Source organism: Pararhizobium sp. (genome assembly GCF_035497515.1).
Taxonomy (GTDB): domain Bacteria; phylum Pseudomonadota; class Alphaproteobacteria; order Rhizobiales; family Rhizobiaceae; genus Pararhizobium.
On record NZ_DATJDJ010000005.1, the window covers coordinates 1 to 21,358 of the forward strand.

The 21,358-nt window shown below is 60.8% G+C and carries 20 protein-coding genes; 15 read left to right on the plus strand and 5 right to left on the minus strand.

What is annotated here, in order from left to right:
• The 8 genes from VL202_RS00490 to VL202_RS00525 form a co-directional block, all read left to right on the plus strand.
• Positions 1 to 817 (plus strand): UDP-glucose dehydrogenase family protein (locus VL202_RS00490; protein ID WP_325462246.1); only part of this gene is annotated, 817 nt, incomplete at its 5' end.
• Positions 818 to 860: 43 nt separating this feature from the next.
• Entirely contained in the window at positions 861 to 1,865 is a 1,005-nt protein-coding gene (locus tag VL202_RS00495; RefSeq protein WP_325462247.1) for an NAD-dependent epimerase, read from the plus strand.
• 466 nt (positions 1,866 to 2,331) lie between these two features.
• The gene (locus tag VL202_RS00500) at positions 2,332 to 2,622 is read left to right on the plus strand and encodes a hypothetical protein (RefSeq protein WP_325462248.1); all 291 of its coding nucleotides are present in this window, start codon (positions 2,332 to 2,334) and stop codon (positions 2,620 to 2,622) included.
• A 258-nt stretch (positions 2,623 to 2,880) separates the two neighbouring features.
• Positions 2,881 to 3,591, plus strand: a complete 711-nt coding sequence (locus VL202_RS00505; RefSeq protein WP_325462249.1) for a hypothetical protein — start codon at positions 2,881 to 2,883, stop codon at positions 3,589 to 3,591.
• Positions 3,592 to 3,681: 90 nt separating this feature from the next.
• Positions 3,682 to 5,091: an O-antigen ligase family protein gene (locus tag VL202_RS00510; RefSeq protein WP_325462250.1), complete on the plus strand. Its 1,410-nt coding sequence runs from the start codon at positions 3,682 to 3,684 to the stop codon at positions 5,089 to 5,091.
• Positions 5,088 to 5,864 (plus strand): metallophosphoesterase, encoded by a 777-nt coding sequence (locus tag VL202_RS00515; RefSeq protein ID WP_325462251.1) that lies wholly within the window; start codon positions 5,088 to 5,090, stop codon positions 5,862 to 5,864. Before VL202_RS00510 ends, VL202_RS00515 begins: the two co-directional genes overlap by 4 nt.
• Positions 5,865 to 5,999: 135 nt before the next feature.
• The gene (locus VL202_RS00520) at positions 6,000 to 8,147 is read left to right on the plus strand and encodes a GumC family protein (protein WP_325462252.1); all 2,148 of its coding nucleotides are present in this window, start codon (positions 6,000 to 6,002) and stop codon (positions 8,145 to 8,147) included.
• Positions 8,148 to 8,429: 282 nt separating this feature from the next.
• Positions 8,430 to 8,987, plus strand: coding sequence for a transglutaminase-like cysteine peptidase (locus VL202_RS00525; RefSeq protein WP_325462253.1), 558 nt, complete (start codon positions 8,430 to 8,432; stop codon positions 8,985 to 8,987).
• 67 nt (positions 8,988 to 9,054) lie between these two features.
• On the opposite strand, the gene VL202_RS00530 is transcribed toward VL202_RS00525, so the two are convergent.
• A complete protein-coding gene (locus VL202_RS00530; RefSeq protein ID WP_325462254.1) occupies positions 9,055 to 10,212 on the minus strand; it encodes a fumarylacetoacetate hydrolase family protein in 1,158 nt (385 codons plus the stop codon).
• 255 nt (positions 10,213 to 10,467) lie between these two features.
• On the opposite strand from VL202_RS00530, the gene VL202_RS00535 reads away from it, so the two are divergent.
• The 3 genes from VL202_RS00535 to VL202_RS00545 all read left to right on the plus strand — a co-directional run bounded on the left by VL202_RS00535 (position 10,468) and on the right by VL202_RS00545 (position 13,296).
• On the plus strand, positions 10,468 to 11,655 hold the full coding sequence (locus tag VL202_RS00535) for a TMEM43 family protein (protein WP_325462255.1): 1,188 nt from the start codon (positions 10,468 to 10,470) through the stop codon (positions 11,653 to 11,655).
• Between the two features lie 151 nt (positions 11,656 to 11,806).
• On the plus strand, positions 11,807 to 12,595 hold the full coding sequence (locus VL202_RS00540) for a YdcF family protein (protein ID WP_325462256.1): 789 nt from the start codon (positions 11,807 to 11,809) through the stop codon (positions 12,593 to 12,595).
• 65 nt (positions 12,596 to 12,660) lie between these two features.
• Positions 12,661 to 13,296: a trimeric intracellular cation channel family protein gene (locus tag VL202_RS00545; RefSeq protein ID WP_325462257.1), complete on the plus strand. Its 636-nt coding sequence runs from the start codon at positions 12,661 to 12,663 to the stop codon at positions 13,294 to 13,296.
• Between the two features lie 15 nt (positions 13,297 to 13,311).
• On the opposite strand, the gene irrA is transcribed toward VL202_RS00545, so the two are convergent.
• Positions 13,312 to 13,731 (minus strand): iron response transcriptional regulator IrrA, encoded by a 420-nt coding sequence (gene irrA / locus VL202_RS00550; RefSeq protein ID WP_325462258.1) that lies wholly within the window; start codon positions 13,729 to 13,731, stop codon positions 13,312 to 13,314.
• A gap of 319 nt (positions 13,732 to 14,050) precedes the next feature.
• On the opposite strand from irrA, the gene fabA reads away from it, so the two are divergent.
• From fabA to htpG, 4 genes are all read left to right on the plus strand, one after another.
• Complete coding sequence (fabA, locus tag VL202_RS00555) at positions 14,051 to 14,566, plus strand: 3-hydroxyacyl-[acyl-carrier-protein] dehydratase FabA (protein ID WP_325462259.1); 516 nt, start codon at positions 14,051 to 14,053, stop codon at positions 14,564 to 14,566.
• 47 nt (positions 14,567 to 14,613) lie between these two features.
• Positions 14,614 to 15,837 carry a beta-ketoacyl-ACP synthase I gene (gene fabB / locus VL202_RS00560; RefSeq protein ID WP_325462260.1) on the plus strand — a complete coding sequence of 408 codons (1,224 nt, stop codon included), beginning with the start codon at positions 14,614 to 14,616 and terminating at the stop codon, positions 15,835 to 15,837.
• Between the two features lie 4 nt (positions 15,838 to 15,841).
• Positions 15,842 to 16,648, plus strand: coding sequence for an enoyl-ACP reductase FabI (gene fabI / locus VL202_RS00565; RefSeq protein WP_325462261.1), 807 nt, complete (start codon positions 15,842 to 15,844; stop codon positions 16,646 to 16,648).
• 100 nt (positions 16,649 to 16,748) lie between these two features.
• Complete coding sequence (htpG, locus tag VL202_RS00570; protein WP_325462262.1) at positions 16,749 to 18,635, plus strand: molecular chaperone HtpG; 1,887 nt, start codon at positions 16,749 to 16,751, stop codon at positions 18,633 to 18,635.
• A gap of 62 nt (positions 18,636 to 18,697) precedes the next feature.
• On the opposite strand, the gene VL202_RS00575 is transcribed toward htpG, so the two are convergent.
• The 3 genes from VL202_RS00575 to pnp form a co-directional block, all read right to left on the minus strand.
• The gene (locus VL202_RS00575) at positions 18,698 to 18,940 is read right to left on the minus strand and encodes a hypothetical protein (protein WP_325462263.1); all 243 of its coding nucleotides are present in this window, start codon (positions 18,938 to 18,940) and stop codon (positions 18,698 to 18,700) included.
• Between the two features lie 94 nt (positions 18,941 to 19,034).
• A complete protein-coding gene (locus VL202_RS00580) occupies positions 19,035 to 20,051 on the minus strand; it encodes a class I SAM-dependent methyltransferase (protein ID WP_325462264.1) in 1,017 nt (338 codons plus the stop codon).
• A 79-nt stretch (positions 20,052 to 20,130) separates the two neighbouring features.
• The coding region (gene pnp / locus VL202_RS00585; protein ID WP_325462265.1) for a polyribonucleotide nucleotidyltransferase at positions 20,131 to 21,358 on the minus strand (1,228 nt) is incomplete at its 5' end.

The following is a 21,358-nucleotide window of genomic DNA, read 5'->3' on the forward strand; positions in this document are numbered from 1 at the left end:
CCCCGACCGCATCGTCGTCGGCACCGAGGACCCACGCGCGATCGCCGTGATGACCGAGGTCTACCGGCCGCTCCATCTCAACGAAGGCCCGCTGTTCTTCTGCGAACGCCGCACGTCGGAGCTGATCAAGTACGCCGCCAACGCGTTCCTCGCCATGAAGATCACCTTCATCAACGAGATCGCCGACCTCTGCGAGAGCCTCGGCGCCGACGTGCAGAAGGTCGCCAGAGGCATCGGCTACGACAAGCGCATCGGCGACAAGTTTCTCCATGCCGGCCCGGGCTATGGCGGCTCCTGCTTTCCCAAGGACACACTGGCGCTGGTCAAGACCGCCCAGGATCACGACAGCCCGGTGCGGCTGATCGAGACGGTCGTCTCCGTCAACGACAACCGCAAGCGCGCCATGGGCCGCAAGGTGATCGCGGCTGCCGGTGGCGACGTGCGCGGCAAGAAGGTCGCCGTGCTCGGTCTCACCTTCAAGCCCAATACCGACGACATGCGCGACAGCCCGGCCATCGCCGTCATCCAGGCGCTGACCGATGCCGGCGCGCTCGTTACCGGCTATGATCCGGAAGGCATGGACAATGCACGCCATGTCATCGACGGCATCGCCTATGCCGACAGCCCCTATGCGGCGGCCGAAGGCGCCGACGTTCTGGTAATCGTTACCGAATGGAACGAATTCCGCGCGCTGAACCTTCCGAAGCTGAAGACCCTGATGAACACGCCCGTCCTTGTCGATCTCAGAAACATCTACCAGACGAACGAAGTGACGAAACACGGATTCAGCTATACCAGCGTCGGGCGACCGGACTAACGGGCGGCCGCCTTTCGAATGAAGACGGATTGAGGGAACGGGCATGCGCTATCTGATCACGGGAACGGCAGGTTTCATCGGCTTTCATCTCGCCAGGCGGCTGCTCGACGACGGCCATTTCGTCACCGGCTTCGACGGTTTGACCCCCTATTACGATGTCCGCCTGAAGGAGCGCCGCCACGCCATCCTGTCGCGCTCCAACGGTTTTCGCCCGGTTATCGGCATGCTGGAGGACCGCGACGCCTTGGAGAAGGCGGCCGAGGTGGGTGAACCCGATGTGATCGTCCATCTCGCCGCCCAGGCCGGCGTCCGCTACAGCCTCGAAAACCCCAAGGCCTATGTCGATTCGAACCTGATCGGCTCCTGGAACATGCTGGAACTTGCCAAGGCCGTGCAGCCGAAGCACCTGTTGCTGGCTTCCACCTCGTCGATCTACGGCGCCAACGAGAAGATACCCTTTGCCGAGACCGATCGGGCCGACGAGCCGATGACGCTCTATGCCGCCACCAAGAAATCCGGCGAACTGATGGCGCATAGCTATGCCCATCTCCACGGTATTCCGACCACCGCTTTTCGCTTCTTCACGGTCTACGGTCCATGGGGCCGGCCGGACATGGCGCTGTTCAAGTTCGTCGACAGCATTCTCAACGACCGGCCGATCGAAATCTACGGCGAGGGCCGCATGAGCCGCGACTTCACCTATATCGATGATCTCGTCGAAGGCATCGTCCGGCTGATGGCGGCGGTGCCAACCGAGGCGACCCGCATCGAGGGCATCGACACCCTATCCCGTCACGCCCCGTTCCGCGTCGTCAATATAGGCGGCGGCCAGCCGGTCGAACTGATGCAGTTCGTGGAAACGGTCGAGGCAGCAATCGGCAAGCCGGCGATCCGCGAGATGCTGCCGATGCAACAGGGCGACGTGCCCCGGACATTCGCCGCGCCGGATCTCCTCGATGCCTTGACCGGCTTCAAGCCGTCTATTTCCGTCCAGGAGGGTGTGAAACGCTTCGTCGACTGGTATCGCGCGGAGATGACGTCCGCCTGATCTGTCGATCGTCTGGTTTCATCTTAAGCATACCTGCTCATCATACGCGGCATCTTCAATTGACGCAGTGCAATGGCCGTGACAGTGGTTCGAACGTACTATTGAGCAGTGTACTGCAACACAAATGCTGCTGCGACGCATCAAATGCCGGATTTTCAAGGGCGTTTCGCCAGATGAATCCGTTCCTTACCCGGATTCAGACTTGACAGAAGCTATTAGTGAATCCTAAAGTGGTTACCATAAGTTTAATTTTAATAAGGAGGGGTCTCGAAGTCCGCTCCCATTTTCAAAGGGGTATATTATGTTTAAACGGACCTTGTTGATTTCCGCCCTTGTGATTGGCGCATCGCTTTCCGTCACGCCTTCTTTCGCTGCTCCTTCCTCAGCTTCGGTTTCGGGTCTTGCCAGTTGCTCCGGCAGTGCTTGCGTCGCCCAGGCCCAGGCACTTCTTGCCGACATCAATACAATGCAGGCGGGCCCTGCCAAGGACAAGCTGTTGCTTGCCCTCGTCAAATCGATCGGCGCTGTTGCCATCGCAAACCCGGAACTTTCAGTCTCGCTCGGTAATGTTGCCGCTGGTGCCGAGAGCGGCCTTAGCGCGGCGGCAGCTCCAGCTGCTGCGATCGTTGCTCAGGTCGTTACCGCCCTGAGGGCCGGCACTCCGGGCGAAGCCACGGCGGCTATTGGCGGTCCAGGTCTGGGCGGCGATACCGGTGGTGGCGATGACGATGGTCTCGGCAACAGCTCTGCGAGCTGATCACCCTTTTTCCCTATTGAAAGCGCCCGTTCAAACGGGCGCTTTTTTTGCGTTTGCATATCAACCGCCGAGTGCCCGTACGTCCGCAAACCATTTGCGTGCGGAAACAGATGGTCTGGGAGTATGGTGAATTTAACTTACGCCTGATCCTTCGGACCAAGGAATTCTGTGTGCAAATTGCTCGTTCCCCTGCATGGACGAAATCTGAATTTGAGCTGTTGAAATGAGCTTTTCCAATAAAATCCGGTTCCAGCTCCCATGGAAGTCGGCCGACCAGACAGCATTCACCGGTCGTGGCGCAGCATGATCAGGCAGCGGAAATGGATCGCAATGCTGTGTTGCCTTTTGCTTTCAATAGCAAGCGGCTACGGCTTGTGGCTTGAAATGGCACCGTTTTTGACGAAACCGATCAAGGAGGCGGTCTCCGCCGACGAGTTGGCTGGCGAGGACTTCGTTTTTGGCCTCTCCTCCTATTCCAAGCTGACCGTGATGTCCGATTGCTTTCGCCTTGTCCTCAGCTACAGCGACATCGACATGGTGGACGAAACCGTCCGGGGCGTGGTTTCGCGATGCGCCGACCGTGCTGCCGAAGTCGTCAAGACGACCCCGACGGATTCATTTGCCTGGCTCGTTCGCGCGGCGGCTTCGGTTCGACTGGCGGCAAATGAAGACTTTAATATTGCCTTGCAAAATTCGCAGCTGACGGGGCCGAACGAACAATGGATCGCGCGGTTTCGCGTCAACCTGGCGGAGAACTATTTCTCCGCCCTGAACCCGCGCTCCCTGAAATCGGAGGAGGCTGATCTGCGTCTGCTCGTCAGCAGCGAAAAGGGCATTCAGCTCATTGCGAAACGCTACATTTCCAACCCTGATTTCCGGGCGAGAATTACAACGGTCGTCGAGACGATGCCGCCAAGGCGGCAGGCGGTTTTCCTGAAGGTCGTCAAGCAGGCAATGAACAAGGGATGACGCGGCCTTCATGACGCATAGCCGGCACCGAACGACACCACGCATGCATCCGCTTTCCCTTTCGACGCCAGAACGGCAGGCTTGAGCCAAATGAGAAAAACCACCCGCTATCATTCGGACCGCTTTCGGCTCAATAACCAGCTCATGTGGCCGGTGCTCGGCGTCGTTTTCCTGTCGCCCTTCGCCTTCGGCAGCACCAAACCATCCTTCTGGCTCCTGTGGTCGGTTCTGCTCTCTCTCTGCGGCACCATCCTGTTTGCGCGCATGGCCCTGTCCGGCGCCAGGTTCCGGATCGCGCCGCGAAATCTGATGGGCCTGTTCGGGCTGTTTGCCGTGCTCGGCATCTATATGGCTTTCCAGGCCCTGCCACTGGGCAGCCTCGCGCCTTCGGTATCCACGGTCGCGGATCCGACGGCGCGGATCGCGCTCAATACGATCAGCCTCACGCCGCACGATACGATCCTCGCGCTGACGCGATGGGCGAACTACGGGCTGCTGTTTTTCCTGGTGCTGCAAATGACCAGCAATCCGCAGCGCGCCCGTGTCTTCATCAATCTGGTCTATTGGGCGATCGTCATTCATGCGGTCGTCGGCCTGCTGTTCCTGCTGCAATTCGGCGATACCATTCTCGGCATCCCGAAATGGAAGTATTTCGGTTCCGCCATGGGTGGTTTCATCAACCGAAACTCATATGCGACATTCCTCGCCTTCGGCAGCGTTATCGGTATCAACCTGATGATCGAGCGGATGACCGAAACCAATCCTGGCAAAGGCGATAGCTCGCTCTTTAGCCGATATCTCGGCAAGGGCGGCGTTGTCATCATCGGCCTGGGCTGGATTGTCCTCGTCATGACTCTGATTGCGACGAACTCCCGTATGGGCGTGTTTGCCGCCTGTTGCGGCATGATCGCATCGGTTCTCATGGCGCTTGCGAAGAGAACCGCCGGCACGAACCGCATCGTGATCTGGACCTTTCTCCTCCTCATTCCCGCGATTGTCGGCCTCGGCATCATCGGATACGGTACGACGTTCATCGAGCGGGTTGGCGACGTCGATGCCGCGGCTGATGTCCGGATGCAGTTGTATCAACAGGTCGTGACCATGATCGAAACAAGACCTTTTCTTGGGTTCGGCGGCAACAGTTTCGAATATGCCTATCCGCTTTTCCACCAGGCGCCGGTGAGCGTCGATCTGGTCTGGGATAAGGCGCACTCCACCTATCTGGCGCTCTGGGCGGAATATGGCCTGGTCTTCGGTTCCATTCCGATGCTGATCGTCGCGACCATCCTGTTTCAACTGGGCGCGGCCTATCTGAAGGTTCCGGGGCAGGACATGCTGCTACGCTCGGGTATCGGCATCATCCTTGTCGGCGCCGTCCATTCGCTGGTGGATTTCAGCCTCGAGATCGAGGCGGTGACCTTCGCATTCGTCGTCATTGTCGCGACCGCCTGGGCGCGCCGGTTCGAACTCGGGAACACTGGCGACCGGGGGGCGGCATGATCCGCGGCATCTTCGATTTCCTGCGTGGCAGTCGTACGCCGCCGGTGGTTCCCCCACGGCAGAAGCTGTTCTTCGACGAAGCCCCGGATCATATCTACGCCATTGGCGATGTTCACGGCTGCGATGACACGCTGGGCAGGCTGGAAGATCTGATCTTCGAGGACAGCCGCAAGCGGGACGGAACAAAGTGGCTGGTCATGCTCGGCGACTATGTCGACAGGGGGCCGAAATCCGCGTCCGTGATGGACCGGCTGACAAGCCGGCCGCGTGCGGATATCAAACGCATCTGCCTTGCCGGAAACCACGAGGACGTCATGCTCGACTTCTTCCAAAATCCGTCAGCCGATCATCGCTGGCTGGATTTCGGCGGGCTGGAGACGCTCTACTCCTACGGCCTGCATAAAATCCCGTCCAACCGCCGGGTCTTGAAAAACGCTCTGTTGTCGCACTTTCCCGACGAACACCTGACTTTCCTGGAAACGTTGCCCTCGCTGCTCAGCGTTCCCGGCTACTGTTTCGTCCATGCCGGGATCCGCGACGGAGTAGCACTGGCCGATCAGGATGATGCGGATCTGTTGTGGCTACGCCCGGAAGAGGACAAGAAGAATGTAGCCACAAGTGAGTTCGTCACCGTGCACGGCCATACGCCGGTGAGCGATGTCGAGATCGGAACGGGGCGTATCAATCTCGACACAGGCGCTTTCATGAGCGGAATTTTGTCCGCGGTGCGTCTTTCAGGCCGCAATGAGCCAGAGATCATCCAGTGCGGTTAATAATGTTTGAATTTCGCAATTGTTGGGCGTCGTCAATCTGCTAGAACTCGGATCGGCCATGCTGCGTAGCAGCAATTAAATAAATGCATTTTTTACAATAACAGCACGTGCTGTACAAATAATGGTTATACGTTAATGGACGAAATTGATCTCAAAAGCATTCTTGGATTGATCCGCCGGCAGCTTTGGTTGATTTTCTCCACTATCGCCACGATATTGGTTGTCACTTTAATATTTACCTATTCCCTGACACCAAGATATACCGCCGAATCCCTCGTTTTCGTCGATACAAGCACCAAGAATCTGCTGAATTCCGGCAGCACGCTTGCCAATCCCAATGCGGATAATTTCCGTGTCGAGAGCGAAGTCGCCATTCTCAACTCCGACAGCGTGCTGCTCAATGTCGTCCGCGACAATGGTCTTGTTTCCGATAGCGAGTTCGGCATCAAGGTATCGATGAAGGACAGGATCCTGTCCCTGCTGCGAATTCCGCTGCCGGCGCCGCCCACCGGGGAACAGGCTCTCGCCAAGGTGCTCAATTCCTTCAAATCGTCGGTCAAGGTCTCTCGCGAAGGACTGACCTACCTGATCGGGGTCGGTGTCACGTCCACCGATCCGGCCAAGGCCGCGAAACTCGCGAACTCGCTGAGCGAAGTCTACATCAAGGAACAGCTCAACGCGAAAGTCCAGTCGACCCTGACCAACCGCGACACGATCCAGAAGCAGGTCGAAACGGCCGATGCCGCGATCGTCGCCAGCGAAAACGAGTTCGATTCCTACATTACCAAGAATATCGAGCGCCTGGAAAAGCAGTCCAATGCCGTCGGCCTGACGAATCTCAAGGCCGAATTGCTCAAGATCAACAATGATCGCCTGGCCGAACTCGGCCGCGTCAACACCCTCCAGGCATCGTTGCAGGCGCAGGACTTCTCCGCCCTGGTGAGCGAACTCGGCTCGCAGGCCTTGGCTGAACTGCAGAGCCAGCGCGAGGACCTTGCCAAGCGGATCGCCTCGACCACGTCGGACACTCCCGAAGCCATCAATCTGCGCGCCGAACTGGCCAAGGTCGACACCTCGTTGGCGAGCGCCGCGACGCAGGAAGTCAACACCCTGCAGCAGACCGTTTCCGGCTACGCACAGCAGGCCGATGATGTTCGCCAGAAAATCCGCACCACCGTTCTGCAGAGTAATCTTCCGACGGAAGTGCTGACCAAGATTTTCAGCATCCAGAAATCGTCGGAAATCGCCCGCGAACAGTACCAGACGCTTCTGTCCCGCCAGAAGGAACTGGATTCCCAGGCCTCGTTGCAACTGCCCGACAGCCGCGTCGTCTCGGCAGCACTTGTTCCGACATCCGCGTCCTTTCCGAACAACAAGATCATCCTTGGCATATCGCTGCTGATCGCCATCGGCCTCGGCGTCGGCCTGGCTGTCCTGCGTGAATATTTCATCGGCGGCTTCATCAGTGAAAACCAGATCGAAGCCGTCCTGAAGGTTCCGCTCTCGGCCATTGCGCCGCGCCAGACGACCGGCGACGAGCATCACAAGCTTGCCAACCCCACATCCAGCCTCGCCGACCTGATGGTGACGGCACCCCTGTCGCTGTTCAGCGAAAGCGTGCGCCGCCTGCGCCTGACGCTCGACCAGCAGGAACGCAAGCGCACGATGCCGAAATCGCATGATCCGGACGAAGGTGCGATCATCATGGTCTCCTCGGCTCTTCCGAACGAGGGCAAGTCGACCATGGCGCTCTCGCTGGCCCGCGCCTATGCGCTGACCGGAAAGCGGACGCTTCTGATCGACTGCGACCTGCGCAAGCCGAGCGTCAACAAGCAGCTCAACCTCGAGCCCAACCATGACTTCATCGACTACCTGCGCCAGGACCGCAATTCCGCGACGCTGACTTCGCTGATCATGCGCGATCCGCTGTCGAACCTGACGGTTCTGCTCGGCGGTCGCCGCAGCGATATCGCCACCGACGAACTGGTGATGAGCGAGAAGATGGGACGGATTCTCTCCAGCGCCCGCAAGCATTTCGACTACGTCATCCTCGATACGCCGCCGGTCGAGCCGGTTGTCGACGGTCTTTATCTGGCCCGTCATGCCGACATGATCGTCTTCGTCATCAAATGGGCGAGCACGCCGCAATCCAGCGCCAAGCGCGCCGTCGCCGCGCTGAAGGAAAACAAGAGCCCGGATGCCGGCATCGTCACCCTGCTCAACCAGCAGGATCGCGCCAAGATGTCCGGCAACTACAGCTATTCCGGTTACTACACCGAATAGCCTTGTCGGATACAAAGAACAGAGGGGGCCGCCGCGTCCCCTTTTTCATGTCCAAAACCGCAAAGCGCTGTTCCACAAGGGCTGGCGCACAAAAATCGAATTCCGTAAAATTGTATCTTTCCATTTAAGCGGGTCGAAAACCGCCCTGTGTATCGTGATGATACAGGTGGATGAAGCGGATGTGTTCCGCTTCGCGGCATGATGCTCCCAACCTGATTCGAAATGAATTTGGTCAACAAAAAGGCCTTGGACAGAAGGTCGCCGACAGCAGGGACACGGATCATGTTTAAGAAAGTTTTCATCGCATTGGCGACCATCGCAGCGCTCGGCTTCACCGGCATCTCGACTGCCAACGCCATCAATCTCGGCTCGGCCCGCGGCGCCTACAAGGCGCAGCGCCACACCTCGGTGGCACCGATCGCATTTTCGCTCTATTGCCTCGACCACATCGCGGAATGCACCAAGAGCGCCAAGTCGGAAGTTGCCTACACCTCGAAGACGCGCAACCTGCTCGCCTCGGTCAACCGCGCGGTCAACCGCAGCATCCGCCCGCTGAACGAGCGCCGCGATGTCTGGTCGCTCAACCCGGCCTATGGCGACTGTGATGACTACGTCATGACCAAGCGCAGCCGTCTGATCCGCGCCGGCATCCCGACCAGCGCGCTTCGCGTCGCCGTCGTCCGCACGCCGCGCGGCGAAGGCCATGCCATCCTGCTGGTCAAGACCTCCGCCGGCGAATTCGCTCTCGACAACCTGCGCAAGACGATCGTCAAGCGCAACCAGACCGGCTATCGCTTCGTGACTGTCGCATCGGCCGACCCGAGCCGCTGGTCGCGCTAGACCCAAGATCATGACGCGCTTTGAGAAACGGGGGAGCCATGGCTCTCCCGTTTGCATCATAGCGACGTCAGATCAGACCGCGCGCGGCGAGATTGCGCATCAGCGCGGAGGAACCGAATGTCCAGGGCGGGCATTCCGTCGACAGGCGCACGGTGTTGCTGAGCGAGCCGAGCTGCGCATTGGCGATCGTCACGACATCGCCGATCTTGTGGGTGAACCCCTGCCCCGGCGCATCGCGATCCTCGACCGGCGCAAACAGCGTCCCCATGAACAGCATGAAGCCGTCGGGATATTGATGATGCCGGCCGATCGTCTGGGAGACGAGATCGAGCGGATCGCGGCTGATCTCGCGCATCGTGCTCGCACCTTTCAGCACGAATCCGTCCTGACCATTGATCGTCAGCGACAGATCGGCATTGCGCACGTCATCGATCGAATAGGTCGCGTCGAACAGGCGGATGAAGGGGCCGATCGACGAGGAGGCATTGTTGTCCTTCGCCTTACCCAACAGCAGGGCCGAGCGTCCCTCGACATCGCGCAGGTTGACGTCATTGCCGAGCGTCGCACCCTTGACCCTTCCACGGCTGTCGACTGCCAGCACGATCTCCGGCTCCGGATTGTTCCATTTCGAAATCGGATGCAGCCCGACAGACGCGCCCCAGCCGACCGAGGCGAGGACCTGGGCTTTTGAAAACACTTCCGCATCCGGGCCGATGCCGACCTCGAGATATTGCGACCACATGCCTTCCTCGATCAGCGCCGCCTTGACCCTCGCGGCCTCCGGCGAGCCGGCTTTCAGGTCGCGCAAACTGTCACCGATGATGCTGGTCACCCGCTCGCGCATCTTTTCCGCCAGCGCCGGATTGCCGGCTGCCTTCTCCTCGATGACCCGTTCGATCATCGAGCGGGCGAACGTCACGCCACAGGCCTTGACCGCCTGCAGGTCGCAGGGTGCGAGCAGATGGATCGTCGACAGGTCACCCGCCGCTTCCACGGAAGCCGCCATCACCGCTTCCAATGTCTGCAGGCGCTCGCCGGCCTGCGCCGACAGGAAGCCGACGGGGTCGTCCAGTTCGAGGAGGTCGCGCATGGTCGGCACCTCCTTTGAGGTGATATCGAACAGGTCGCCATCCCGCAGGACGATCAAAGCCGGGCCACCCACATCCGGCCGCCAGACGCGCCCCACGAAGGTTCCCGTCTCAAATGCCTTGTTGCCCGCTTCCATGTTCGTCTCTCCCTAATCGAAATCGTTCCCCGCAAGATAACCAGCGGCGGATTGCGAGCAAGATGTGAAAACGGAAAAGCAAGGGATAAGAGGACAGAAAGAACACGTAAGGGGGTGCGGAACGCCCCAAAGAGGGTTCACCCGAAACGACGACAGGTATATTTAATTTCGCTGATTTTCTGATAGCACCTGTGTCAGCGAATAAGTGTGCCGGACCAGCCGTCAGGGTGATGGGCATCAGCAGGGGACGAGAGCATGAGCTTTACCGAAACAACAACGACGTCGTGGTTTTCACGCCTGAAGAGCGGCCTTGTCGGTCTCTTGCTTGGCCCTCTCCTCGTGCTCGGCATGATCTGGCTGCTTTCCTGGAACGAGGGCCGCTCGGTGCAGACCTACCGCGCGCTGGTCGAAGGCGCCGGCCTCGTCGTTTCCGTCGAAAACGGCAGTATCGATACCGCCAATGAAGGCAAGCTCATCCATGTTTCCGGTCCGGTAAAGCCGGATGGAACGCCGGAAGATGCAACGCTCGGCGTTACGGCGGAAGGTGCGGCCGGCCTCAGCCGCAAGGTCGAAATGTATCAGTGGGTGGAAGATTCGAGCAGCGAGACCAAGAAGACGCTCGGCGGCGGCGAGGAAACCGTCACCACCTATACCTACAAGAAGGAATGGCGGCCGAGCCGCGTGGATTCCTCCGATTTCAAGCAGCAGGACCAGCACCAGAACCCCGATATGCCGATCTCGGGTGATCGCTTCACGGTGGCGACCGCGACGCTCGGCGCCTTCACTGTCGATGGCGAGACCGTTGCCAATCTCGGCACCGACAGCCCGGTCAAGCTGACCCCGGATGTCGCCGAACGCGTCGCATCGGCACTCGGCTCGGAAAAGCCGGTCAAGGCCGACGGAACGACGCTCTATGTCGGCAACAGCCGCCAGAGCCCGTTGGTCGGCGACCTGCGCATCAGCTTTACCCGAGCAGACATTGCCGAAGCCAGCTTCGTTGGCGTGCAGAGGAATGCCAACATCGCCGCCTACAAGGCATCCAACGGCCGTGAAATCCTCCTGAGCGCCGCCGGCCGCGAAACGCCGGCGGAAATGTTCGACGCGGCGCAGAGCGAAAACACCCTGATCACCTGGCTTGTCCGTTTCGGGGGCCTGTTCGGCATGTTCATAGGCTTCGTCATGCTCCTGTCGATCCTTAGCATCATCGCCGACGTCATTCCGTTCGTCGGCTCGATCGTCGGTTTCGGCACCACCGTCATCGCCATCATCCTCACTTTGCTGCTCGGGCCGCTGGTGATCGCGATCGCCTGGATCGCCTACCGGCCGGTGCTCGCCATTGCCATCATCGCCATCGGGGTATTGCTGGCGGCCGGGCTGATCTACCTCAAGCGGAACAAGACGCCTGCGGTCCAGGCACAGCCGAACCTCGGCCGACCGGCCTGATATGCAGGAAGCGCGTCCGCAAGGGCGCGCGTCCTTCCTTTGATCGGCTCGCCATGAACGGGCTGCCCCCTTTGCCACCCCGGCCTTTGACTGTTACGGTCGCCGTTCAGCTTCTTGTTCTCACTGCTGGAAGATTCGGTAACAGGACCTCATGTTTCTCGCGTCAAAACTGCTCTGGCTGCTGGTCCAGCCGCTGTCGCTGATCTTCATCCTTCTGATCGTCAGCTTCATCTTCGGTGCCTCCGGCTTTCAGAGGGTCTATGGCTTCCTGTCCGGGCTTGCCGCCACCCTGTTCTTCTTCACGCTCTTCACCAGCACCGGCGCAGTCATGCTCCAGGGGTTGGAAAACCGCATTGCACGGCCAGCGCGCCTGCCTGCCGATCTCTCCTGCATCATCATTCTCGGCGGCGCCTTCGAGAACGAGGTCATCGCCACCCGAGGCGGGATCGAGCTCAACCAGGCTGCCGACCGGTTTGTCGAAGGCTTGAAGCTCGCGCGGGCGCATCCGGCGGCCCGCATCCTCGTCTCCGGTGGCGACGGCTCCTTCAGCGGTCAATATGACGGCGACGCCCAGACCTCGACGGCCTTCTTTTCGACGTTCGGTGTTGCACCCGACCGTCTGATCCGCGAGGACACGTCGCGGACCACCTTCGAGAACGCTGCCAACACGAAACAACTGCTGGAGGAAAACGGGCTCTCGGATTGCGCCCTCGTTACCTCGGCCTTCCACATGCCGCGATCGGTTGGGCTGTTCCGCAAGCTCGGTATCACCGTGACACCCTGGCCGGTGGATTACCGCACCAGCGGCAAGCTTTTTCTGGATCTCGATTTCAGCCAGCCATCGCTGAACGCGCAACTGACAACAACCGCGCTGCGCGAATGGACGGGACTGGTCAGCTATTATATCAGCGGCCGGACCCACGCCCTGTTTCCGCGATAGCCTGCCCGCCCGTTGACGTGAGGGCGCGCGTGTGGTCCTTCTCGGCCTCTGGCGGAGGAGACAACATGCCGATCCTGGAAATTCTCGATTATGCCGGGGTCGCGGTCTTTGCAGCCACCGGCGCCCTGGCCGCCTCGCGCAAGCAGCTCGACATCATCGGTTATATCTTTCTTGCGGCCATCACCGGCATCGGCGGCGGCACGTTGCGCGACGTCATCCTCGGCGCAACGCCGGTCTTCTGGGTGGTCAACCCGATCTATCTGGTCGTCTGCTGTTGTGCCGGCCTGGTCGTCTTCTTCTCCGCCCATCTGATGGAATCGCGATACAGATATCTACTCTGGCTGGATGCCGTCGGGCTTGCCGCCTATAGCGTTATGGGGGCGGCCAAGGGGCTTGCGGCAACGGGATCGCCGATCGTCGCGCTCGTCACCGGCATGCTGACGGCAACCTTCGGCGGCATCCTGCGCGATATCCTGGCGGGTGAACCATCGGTGTTGTTGCGACCGGAAATCTACGTGACGGCGGCCCTTGCCGGCGCCGGCGTCTTTACGGCGGCGACCTCTTTCGGCGCGCCCCTTCTCGTCGCTTCCACGCTCGGCGTCGTCACGGCCTTTGCCGTGCGCGGCGGCGCGCTGAAATACAGCTGGACGTTGCCGACAGGCGATCCGCGCCCAGGTCGTAATCCCGATGATGTGATGTAAGCGACGGAGACAGTGTCAGCCGCGTTTCGGACGCAGGCGGATGATCACGTCGACATGGGCGATTTCCATGCCTTCCGGCGGTTCCGGAAGGTTATCGATCGTCAGGCTGCTCACCGGAATGTCGAGGACTTCATTGTGGCCTTCGACAAAGAAATGATGGTGGTCGGATACGTTCGTGTCGAAATAGGTCTTGGCGCTTTCAACAGCCAGAACCCGGATCATGCCGGCTTCGGTGAATTGATGCAGCGTGTTGTAGACCGTCGCAAGCGAGACCGGCACGCCGGCCGAGACCGCTTCCTCGTGCAATTCCTCCACCGTCAGGTGGCGGTCGCCCTTGGCGAAGATCAGGTCGGCGAGCGCCATGCGCTGACGCGTCGGCCGAAGACCGGAGCGGCGCAGGCGTTCTTCTGAACGAATCTCGATGGCAGTCGTCATGCGACGGATCCAGACTTTCAAGCTATTGCAGAATAGATTTCCAGTGCCGATATAACTTTTGCCGAGAATGCTTTCAATAGTAACCAGCCGGTTCGAGGCGGCCAAGCAGCGAAAAACGGTCTGATTCCTGGGGCAAAAGCCAATTATCACTGGCTGTTGCAGTCTCCATCATGTATGCGACGGCGGAAATAGACCTTGTGCTTGGTCAGGCGTCAATACATGCAACGGCCCTGATGCGTCATCCCGGCGCTTCAAATCGTGGCAATCTTGCTCTAAACCAAGACAACGAAAAACAGTGTAGCGGGGAAACGACAGTTCCATGACCACCAGACAATCCAGCTTCAACTATGAAGAGATCCTGACCTGCGGTCGCGGCGAACTGTTTGGCCCGGGCAATGCCCAGCTCCCCCTGCCCCCGATGTTGATGGTTCATCGCATCACCGATATTTCCGAAACCGGCGGCGCCTTCGACAAGGGCTATATCCGCGCGGAATACGACGTGAAGCCGGACGACTGGTATTTCCCCTGCCATTTCCAGGGCAATCCGATCATGCCGGGCTGCCTCGGCCTCGACGGCATGTGGCAGCTGACGGGCTTCTTCCTCGGCTGGCTCGGCGAACCCGGCCGCGGCATGGCGCTGTCCACCGGCGAAGTGAAGTTCAAGGGCATGATCCGCCCGGACACGAAGCTGCTCGAATACGGTATCGATTTCAAGCGCGTCATGCGCGGACGCCTCGTTCTCGGCACGGCCGACGGCTGGCTGAAGGCTGACGGCGAGACCATTTACCAGGCAACCGACCTGCGCGTCGGCTTGTCGAAGGAAAAAACGGCCTGAATGGCAGTTTGAAGCTGCATTCAGAGACAAAAGAAGAGGTCATCGACATGAGACGGGTTGTTGTCACGGGTCTGGGTATTGTTTCCTCAATCGGAAATGACGCACAGGAAGTCACCGCCTCGCTGCGCGAGGCGAAGTCCGGCATCTCGTTTTCCAACGATTTCGCCGAGCACGGCTTCAAGTGCCAGGTCTGGGGCGCCCCCAATATCGACACGACCGACCTTGTCGATCGCCGCGCCGCACGTTTCCTGTCGCAGGGCGGCATGTGGAACCATGTCGCGATGAAGCAGGCGATCGCCGATTCCGGCCTTGAAGACAAGGACGTCGGTGGCAACGAACGCACCGGCATCATCATGGGTTCGGGCGGCCCTTCCACCCGCACGCTGATCGACGCAGCCGAGATCACGCTGAAGAACAATTCGCCCAAGCGCATTGGCCCGTTCGCCGTGCCGAAGGCGATGTCGTCCACGGCTTCGGCGACGCTTGCCACCTGGTTCAAGATCCACGGCGTCAACTACTCGATCTCGTCGGCCTGCTCCACCTCGGCGCACTGCATCGGCAACGCCATGGAAATGATCCAGTGGGGCAAGCAGAACGTCATGTTCGCCGGCGGCCACGAAGACCTCGACTGGACCATGTCGAACCTGTTCGATGCCATGGGCGCCATGTCCTCCAAGTACAACGACACGCCATCGACCGCCTCGCGCGCCTATGACGTCTCGCGTGACGGCTTCGTCATCGCCGGCGGCGCCGGCGTGCTGGTTCTGGAAGAACTGGAACATGCCAAGGCGCGCGGCGCCAAGATCTACGCCGAAATCACCGGTTATGGCGCGACTTCCGACGGTTACGACATGGTCGCTCCATCGGGCGAAGGCGCCATCCGCTGCATGCGCCAGGCACTGGCAACGGTGAAGGGCGAAGTCGATTACGTCAACACGCACGGTACCTCGACACCGGTTGGCGACTCGAAGGAAATCGGCGCGATCCGCGAAGTCTTCGGCAACAAGATCCCGCACATCCAGTCGACCAAGTCGCTGACCGGGCACTCGCTGGGTGCTGCAGGCGTGCAGGAATCGATCTATTCGCTCTTGATGATGCAGGCCGGCTTCATCGGCGAGAGCGCCCATATCACCGAGCTCGATCCGGAATTCGACGGCGTGCCGATCGTTCGCAAGCGCATCGACAACGCCACGATCAACACCGCGCTCTCCAACTCGTTCGGCTTCGGCGGCACCAACGCGACGCTCGTGTTCCAGCGCTACAACGGATAATCCTATGACCGGTATCATGCACGGAAAACGCGGCCTCATCATGGGGGTCGCCAACAGCCATTCCATCGCCTGGGGCATTGCCAAGGCCGTTGCTGCCGAAGGCGCTGAACTGGCCTTCACCTACCAGGGAGAGGCGCTTGGCAAGCGCGTCAAACCGCTGGCGGCGGAGGTCGATTCCGACATTCTCCTGCCCTGCGACGTCGAGGATATCGCCTCCGTCGACTCGGTCATCGCTACGCTGAAGGAAAAATGGGGCAAGCTCGATTTCATCGTCCATGCCATCGGCTTTTCCGACAAGAACGAGCTGAAGGGCCTCTACGCCGATACGTCGCGTGACAATTTCAGCCGCACGATGGTCATCTCCTGCTTCTCCTTCACCGAGATCGCCAAGCGGGCGGCCGAACTGATGACGGATGGCGGCACGATGCTGACGCTGACCTATGGCGGCTCCGTGCGCGTCATGCCGAACTACAACGTCATGGGCGTGGCCAAGGCCGCGCTCGAGGCATCGGTTCGCTATTTGGCCGCCGACTACGGCCAGCGCGGCATCCGCGTCAACGCGATCTCGGCCGGCCCGATCCGCACGCTGGCCGGCGCCGGCATTTCCGATGCGCGCGCCATGCTGTCCTGGCAGCAGAAAAACTCGCCGATGCGCCGCACCGTGACGATCGAGGATGTCGGCAGTTCGGCACTCTACCTGCTCTCCGGCCTGTCGCGCGGCGTCACCGGCGAAATCCACTATGTCGATTCCGGCTACAACATCACCTCGATGCCGGCCCTCGACACGCTGCGCTCGGCGGATTCGGAGTAACATCCGGACCGCCTGCCCCCTTCGTGCCTCTTGAATTTTGCATCTGTCCTTGCCAGTTCAGAGCGCGCAAATCTTTCCATTCAAGCTGAGGCCAATCCGCATGAGCAATGCCGCTGAAAAACCCGTCGAAAATCATGTTTTCGAAGCCGATGTCGCGCGCCTGCTGCACCTGATGGTGCATTCGGTCTATTCCGACAAGGACGTGTTCCTCCGCGAGCTGATCTCCAACGCGGCCGATGCATGCGAAAAGCTGCGTTACGAGGCGATCGGGTCGCCCGAGCTTCTCTCCGGTGACCCGACGCCGCACATCACCGTGACGCTGGACGCAGGGGCCAACCGGATCGTCATAGCCGACAACGGCATCGGCATGAGCCGCGAGGACATGGTCGAGGCGCTCGGCACCATCGCCCGCTCCGGCACGCGCGCCTTCATGGAGCGCGTCGAGGCGGCAAAGGCAGGCGAAGGCGCCCAGCTGATCGGCCAGTTCGGCGTCGGCTTCTATTCCGCCTTCATGGTCGCCGACAAGGTCGATGTCGTCTCGCGCCGGGCCGGCAGCCAGGACGCCTGGACTTGGTCGTCGGACGGCAAGGGGAGTTATACGGTGTCGGAGGCCGATCTCGCCGACGCCCCCGTGCGCGGCACCCGCATCACCCTGCACCTGATGGAAGACGCCAGCAGCTACACCTCCAAATGGGAGGTCTCGCGCATCGTCAAGGACCAGTCCGGCCATGTTCCCGTGCCGATCGACCTGATCGAGACGCCCGGCACTGAGCCCGAGCGCATCAGCGACGGCACGGCACTGTGGACCAAGTCGCGCAACGAGATCACCAAGGAAGAATATGCCGATTTCTACCGCGGCGTTTCCGGCCATTATGACGAGCCGGCGGTGACCGTGCATTTCCGCGCCGAGGGCCGGCACGAATATACCGGCCTCGCCTTTGTACCGGAATCAAAGCCGCTCGACATGTTCGACCCGACCGGCAAGGGCCGCATGAAGCTCTATGTGAAGCGCGTCTTCATCACCGACGACGCCGAGCTTCTGCCGCGCTACCTGCGCTTCGTGCGCGGCCTCGTCGATACGTCCGACCTGCCGCTCAATGTCTCGCGCGAGATGATCCAGGAAAGCCCGATCCTAACCGCCATCCGCAAGGGCCTGACCAATCGCGTCCTGACCGCCATCGAGAAGCTTGCCGACAGCGACGCGGATGCTTTTACCAAGCTCTGGGAAGCCTTTGGCGCGGTGCTGAAGGAAGGCATCTACGATGATTTCGAGCGCCGCGCGCAGCTGATGGCGCTGTCGCGTTTCCGCACGACCGCGTCCGGCGAGGCGACGCGCACGCTCTCCGATTACGTCAAGGACATGAAGGACGCGCAGGCGGCGATCTACTATCTGGCCGGCGACGATCTCGACCGGCTGAAAGCCTCGCCGCAGCTCGAAGGTTTTCGCGCGCGCGGCATCGAGGTCCTGTTGCTGACCGATTCCGTCGACAGTTTCTGGGTCACGGCCGCCCCCGACTTCGAAGGAAAGCCGTTCAAATCGATCACGCAGGGCGCCGCCGACCTCGCTCAGGTGTCGAAGACCGATGGCGAAACCGCCTTGACGCCGGAAACAACGCAGGTGGTCAGCGATTTCATCGCTTTCGCCAGGGCGACGCTCGGTGACAGCGTTTCCGACGTGCGCGCTTCCGACCGGCTCACCGAAAGTGCCGTCTGCCTGGTCGCGCCGGAACTGGGCTATGACCGCCAGCTCGAAAAGCTGCTGCAGGGTTCCGGCCGGCTGGACACGGTCGCCAAGCCGGTCCTGGAGATCAATCCGGGCCACAGCCTGATCGCCGCGCTGGCTGCAGGCGGCAGCGAAGCCTTCCGCACAGACGCCGTCCAGCTCCTGCTCGACCAGGCCCGCGTTCTCGACGGCGACAAGCCGCAAGACCCGCGCGCGTTCGCGGAGCGACTGTCGCGGCTGTTCGGAAAAGCTCTCGGTGCTTGATCAGGAGTGAATGCGACGACTGTGTCAACGAAACCTGTCGTCGCATTTCTTTAGCTGTAGCCTCAGGCAGCCCACCAGACCACGATCAACACCAGCAGGACCGCGACCGCGAATGCGCCAAACAGGGTCATCTGCTTGCGGGTATTGCTGATCGCGGCAGCGTTGATCGGAGGGCCGGAGCCGGCCTGGAAGGCCAATGGCACTTCCGACGTCGGCATCTTGCCCTCGCTGCTCTTGATATCCTTGATCATCGCCTCGGCGACATCCTCGGTCACGGGCGGGCGGTGTCCAGAGCTCGAAACCATCGGCACACTCCATTTACGCGCCCCGACGGCGCGCGGCTGCGGGAGCCTCAGCGTGTACCTGTTTCAATCGTAAAGCAATTGTAAAAACGGAAGCTCAGCGCTTGCCCCAGAGCACCTTGAAACGGGCGTTGCGGCAGGTCTCGCCCCATTCCTTGAAGGTCTCGGTCATGACCGGCTCATAGGGCAGGCCACGATTGGCGACGAGCATGACACGGCCGCCGATCTTCAAAGCCTTTGCCGCTGCCCGGATCATCGCTGCGCCGAGCGCCGGATCGGCGGCTTGCGTCTCGTGGAAGGGCGGGTTCATGACGATCAGGTCGTATTTGTCGCGGGTTTCTTCCGATGTCAGGTCCTGCCAGAAGAAGCGGGTCGGCACATTCGGGCAATTGGCCTTGAGATTGCCCCGGGCAGCCTCAAGCGCGTGATAATCCGCCTCGAAAAGGTCGATGCCCTTGAGGCGCGGCGCCTTCTCGGCCAGCATCACGGAGAGATACCCCCAGCCGGCGCCGAAATCGGCGGCATGGCCGCTGAAATCGTCTGGAAAGCGCGAGGCGAGCAGTTCCGAGCCGGCATCGATCCGGTCATGCGAGAACATGCCTGGCGCCGCATCGAACCGGCCCTCGACACGAACGGGCTTTTTCGAGAACTTGGCAATGATGTCGGACGCGTCTTCCGGACGGCCGAACCAGAAGGCGATGCCGTGATATTTCGGCATGCTGTCGCCGCCCCAGCCAAGCTGGTTGACGCGCTTGCGCAGCGACTGGATGCCGTCGTCCTTGCCGCCGGCGACGACGATGAGGCCGCCGACCTTGACCCGCTTCAGCGCTTCGGCGATGCGGTCCTCGTTCTCGCCCTTGTGCTTACCGCAGAGAATGAGCGCCGCATCATAGTCTTCTCCTTCGACGACGGGCGTCACCGACGACTTGGCGGCTTCCAGAGCCTTGTGCAAGGGCCTTGCGGCCTGGACGGCGGTGATGGAGCCTAGAAACTCGGCCGGCAGCCTGTAGCCGGCCTCTGCGCCAAGGAACAGCACGCGCTCGCCTTCGCCGGGAGCCGGAGTTACACCGGTTTCGAAAGGATGGAACAGGGTCTTCAGCGTGTCGCGGCTCATCGGCGTGGTCCTAGCGGGAAATAAGAAAGGGCGCGGAACATTCCGCTCCGCGCCCATCGTCGTTCAAACGGCCGAGCGCTTATTCAGCGGCTTCGCCTTCGCCCTTGGCAAGTTCCTTGCCGGTTGCCTGGTCGACAACCTTCATGGAGAGGCGAACCTTGCCGCGCTCGTCGAAGCCCATCAGCTTGACCCAGACCTTGTCGCCTTCCTTGACGACGTCGGACGTCTTGGCAACACGGTCGGAAGCAAGCTGCGAGATGTGCACGAGGCCATCACGCGGGCCGAAGAAGTTGACGAAAGCGCCAAAATCAGCGGTCTTCACGACCGTGCCTTCGTAGACCTGACCGACTTCCGGTTCCGCGACGATCGAGTGGATCCACTTGCGGGCCGCTTCGATCTCCTTGGCCGAGGACGAGGCGATCTTGATCGTGCCGTCGTCTTCGATGTTGATCTTGGCGCCGGTCTTCTCGACGATTTCGCGGATGACCTTGCCGCCCGAACCGATGACTTCACGAATCTTGTCGACCGGAATGTTCATCACTTCGATGCGCGGAGCGAATTCGCCGAGCTGGCCGCGGCCTTCGGAGATGGCATTGGCCATTTCGCCGAGGATGTATTTGCGGCCGCCCTGCGCCTGGCTCAGCGCGACCTTCATGATCTCTTCGGTGATACCGGCGATCTTGATGTCCATCTGCAGCGAGGTGATGCCGTCGGCGGTGCCGGCGACCTTGAAGTCCATGTCGCCGAGGTGATCCTCATCGCCGAGGATGTCGGAGAGAACGGCGAAGCGTTCACCTTCGAGGATCAGGCCCATGGCGATGCCGGCGACCGGCTTTGCCAGCGGAACACCGGCATCCATCAGCGCCAGCGAGGTGCCGCAGACAGTTGCCATCGAGGACGAACCGTTGGACTCGGTGATCTCGGAGACAACGCGCAGCGTGTAGGGGAACTGGTCCGCGCTCGGCAGCATCGGGCGGATGGCGCGCCAGGCGAGCTTGCCATGGCCGATTTCGCGGCGGCCCGGGGAGCCCATGCGACCGGTTTCACCGACCGAATAGGGCGGGAAGTTGTAGTGCAGCAGGAACTTTTCCTTGTACATGCCGGTGAGGCTATCGACATACTGCTCGTCTTCGCCGGTGCCGAGCGTGGCAACGACGATCGCTTGGGTTTCGCCGCGGGTGAAGAGCGCCGAACCGTGGGTACGCGGCAGGATGCCGACTTCGGACACGATCGCACGAACCTTGTCGAGATCGCGGCCGTCGATGCGGCTCTTGGTGTCGAGGATGTTCCAGCGAACGATCTTGGCC

Excerpts from the sequence above, each read along its gene's own strand:
- VL202_RS00495 (WP_325462247.1), top strand. The coding sequence starts at position 861 with ATGCGCTATCTGATCACGGGAACGGCAGGTTTCATCGGCTTTCATCTC.
- VL202_RS00500 (WP_325462248.1), top strand. The coding sequence starts at position 2,332 with ATGCAGGCGGGCCCTGCCAAGGACAAGCTGTTGCTTGCCCTCGTCAAA.
- VL202_RS00505 (WP_325462249.1), top strand. The coding sequence starts at position 2,881 with ATGGAAGTCGGCCGACCAGACAGCATTCACCGGTCGTGGCGCAGCATG.
- VL202_RS00510 (WP_325462250.1), top strand. The coding sequence starts at position 3,682 with ATGAGAAAAACCACCCGCTATCATTCGGACCGCTTTCGGCTCAATAAC.
- VL202_RS00515 (WP_325462251.1), top strand. The coding sequence starts at position 5,088 with ATGATCCGCGGCATCTTCGATTTCCTGCGTGGCAGTCGTACGCCGCCG.
- VL202_RS00520 (WP_325462252.1), top strand. The coding sequence starts at position 6,000 with ATGGACGAAATTGATCTCAAAAGCATTCTTGGATTGATCCGCCGGCAG.
- VL202_RS00525 (WP_325462253.1), top strand. The coding sequence starts at position 8,430 with ATGTTTAAGAAAGTTTTCATCGCATTGGCGACCATCGCAGCGCTCGGC.
- VL202_RS00530 (WP_325462254.1), bottom strand. The coding sequence starts at position 10,212 with ATGGAAGCGGGCAACAAGGCATTTGAGACGGGAACCTTCGTGGGGCGC.
- VL202_RS00535 (WP_325462255.1), top strand. The coding sequence starts at position 10,468 with ATGAGCTTTACCGAAACAACAACGACGTCGTGGTTTTCACGCCTGAAG.
- VL202_RS00540 (WP_325462256.1), top strand. The coding sequence starts at position 11,807 with ATGTTTCTCGCGTCAAAACTGCTCTGGCTGCTGGTCCAGCCGCTGTCG.
- VL202_RS00545 (WP_325462257.1), top strand. The coding sequence starts at position 12,661 with ATGCCGATCCTGGAAATTCTCGATTATGCCGGGGTCGCGGTCTTTGCA.
- irrA (WP_325462258.1), bottom strand. The coding sequence starts at position 13,731 with ATGACGACTGCCATCGAGATTCGTTCAGAAGAACGCCTGCGCCGCTCC.
- fabA (WP_325462259.1), top strand. The coding sequence starts at position 14,051 with ATGACCACCAGACAATCCAGCTTCAACTATGAAGAGATCCTGACCTGC.
- fabB (WP_325462260.1), top strand. The coding sequence starts at position 14,614 with ATGAGACGGGTTGTTGTCACGGGTCTGGGTATTGTTTCCTCAATCGGA.
- fabI (WP_325462261.1), top strand. The coding sequence starts at position 15,842 with ATGACCGGTATCATGCACGGAAAACGCGGCCTCATCATGGGGGTCGCC.
- htpG (WP_325462262.1), top strand. The coding sequence starts at position 16,749 with ATGAGCAATGCCGCTGAAAAACCCGTCGAAAATCATGTTTTCGAAGCC.
- VL202_RS00575 (WP_325462263.1), bottom strand. The coding sequence starts at position 18,940 with ATGGTTTCGAGCTCTGGACACCGCCCGCCCGTGACCGAGGATGTCGCC.
- VL202_RS00580 (WP_325462264.1), bottom strand. The coding sequence starts at position 20,051 with ATGAGCCGCGACACGCTGAAGACCCTGTTCCATCCTTTCGAAACCGGT.